The following is a 1,932-nucleotide window of genomic DNA, read 5'->3' on the forward strand; positions in this document are numbered from 1 at the left end:
CCCGGAGCAAGTCGACGTCGAAGCACGGGCCGCGGTTTTCCCGGCCGCGTCCGACCTTGCGGCACCCCCTCCCCACCACCTCGAAGATCGGCCCTGTCCCGACGATCAGCGCCACCTCGAAGATCCCGCGTCCGGTCCGATCCTGCTCGGAGTCCGATCGATGTCCCTGTCCACGGCCGTGCGTCTGCAACGCCCGCGCCCGGTCGCCTTCGCCATCGCACTCGTGCTGGCGTGGTTGCTGCTTGCTCTTGTCGCGTTCGCCCTGCGCCGCGGCCCCATCGAGGATGATCTTTCCGCCCGGGCGACCGCGGTGGTCCGGTCCACCGGCGGCGGGCACGCCCAGGTTCACGTCGAGGGGCGTGATGCGGTCGTCACCGGTTGTTTCCCGAGTGCCGCCGCCGCCGAACAGGCGCGGGCCTCGGCCGCGGTCGCCGGCACGACCTCCGCGCGTCTCGGTGACGACGTGGTCATCGCGACCGAACCCGCGCGCCCCCTGGTGCTCGCCGTGGCCGGCCGAGGACTGTCGATCACGGCGACCGTGCCCGACCGGGCGAGCCGTGCCGTGTTGCTCGCCGCCGTGGCGGACGCGAGCGGCGGGTCGGTGACCGGCGAGGTCCGGGTCGACCCGGCCGTGGCGGAGCCGCCGGTGGAGGCGGTGGCCGCCGTCGCGGCGGCGCTGCGCGGTTTCCCCGGGAACCACTCGGTCACAGTCTCCGGGACGACCGTGGCGGTGGCCGGCAGCGCCCCGGACGAGGCCACGAGGCGGCGCCTCGGCGCCCAGGTGCTGGCGGCGGCTGGTACCACCGTTCCTGATGCCACCCTGGACAACCGGCTTGTCGTCCCGGGAGAGAAGCCTGCCGCCCCGGCGGCGAAGCCCACCTCCGACGCCGGGGCCCTCGCGGCCCTACGCGCTGCCCTCGACGGTCGGAACGTGACGTTCCCGGTCGGCGCAGCGACACTGAGCCCGCCGGCCGGGTCGTGGTCCTGGTCGGCGGCCACACCGACGCCTTCGGGCCGGCGACCCTCAATCAGGCGTTGTCTCTGGACCGGGCCCGGGTGACTGCCGACTACCTGACGGACCGGGGCGTACGTCCCGACCTCATGCGCGTCGCCGGGTTCGGTTCCCGGTGGCCGGAGGCCGACAACGCCACGCCCCGGGGACGGGCGGCCAACCGTCGGGTCGAGATCGTCCCGTGGCCCGATCGCTGATTCTGGGCGAGCCCGATCCCGGCTGATCCGGTCGATCTGCAGTCCGGCCGATTTCCGGCCCAGTGTCACGGTGATGTCGCGGATGCGCGACCGTCTTGCCTGCGGCGGGTGGCCCATGGCACCCTCTGCTTAGGGAAGCCTTAGCTAAGGCTGCTCCGCAGGGTCGACTGCCCCACGGGGTCGAAGGATCATCGACAGATCGACAGGGTCGCGAACTGCCGCTTGGCCGTCCGCGTGCTGGCTGTCTCGGGCGTGGTGAGGTGCGGTGCTCGTCTGTTCATGCTTCGCGGTGTCCGACCGGATGCTACGCAATGTGATCGCGTCGGGTGCCTGCGACGTTGACGCCGTCGGCGAGCGATGTGATGCCGGGACGGGCTGTGGCGGCTGTGTAGAGGAGATCGCCGAGCTGTTGGACGAGGCGTACGCGCGCCGCGGCAGCCCGGTCGCCAGGGCGGGGTAGGGTTCCGGAGGGGTGCTGGTCACCTCGTTGTGGTACCCCGCGTGGCGGCCCGCCCGCCCGCGACCCGTACCGCCCGGACCATCCGCAACGATCGAGCTCCCGGCGCCGCGTCCCCCGCCGTTGACCGCCGCGCCCGCCGACCGGCTCCGGCTCGCCCACTATCCGCTCGTCGGCGACATCGGGTTCGACTCGGCGGTGGCCGTGACGGACGCCCCGCCGGCCGCGGGCACCTTCGCGTTCGTGGTGTTCTCCCAAGGCAGAGT

Annotated in this window: 3 protein-coding genes; all 3 read left to right on the forward strand. The window is 73.0% G+C overall.

The genetic code is table 11. From position 1 onward, the window contains the following. Positions 1–160 precede the first annotated feature (160 nt). The 3 genes from ACY45C_RS20585 to ACY45C_RS20595 all read left to right on the forward strand — a co-directional run bounded on the left by ACY45C_RS20585 (position 161) and on the right by ACY45C_RS20595 (position 1,669). Positions 161–1,060: an OmpA family protein gene (locus ACY45C_RS20585; RefSeq protein WP_462189199.1), complete on the forward strand. Its 900-nt coding sequence runs from the start codon at positions 161–163 to the stop codon at positions 1,058–1,060. After that, the gene (locus tag ACY45C_RS20590) at positions 979–1,209 is read left to right on the forward strand and encodes an OmpA family protein (RefSeq protein ID WP_462189200.1); all 231 of its coding nucleotides are present in this window, start codon (positions 979–981) and stop codon (positions 1,207–1,209) included. The genes ACY45C_RS20585 and ACY45C_RS20590 overlap by 82 nt, the downstream gene beginning before the upstream one ends. Before the next feature lie 265 nt (positions 1,210–1,474). Beyond that, a complete protein-coding gene (locus ACY45C_RS20595) occupies positions 1,475–1,669 on the forward strand; it encodes a (2Fe-2S)-binding protein (protein WP_462189201.1) in 195 nt (64 codons plus the stop codon). Positions 1,670–1,932: the final 263 nt, after the last annotated feature.

It is taken from the genome of Frankia sp. CcWB2 (assembly GCF_977927585.1).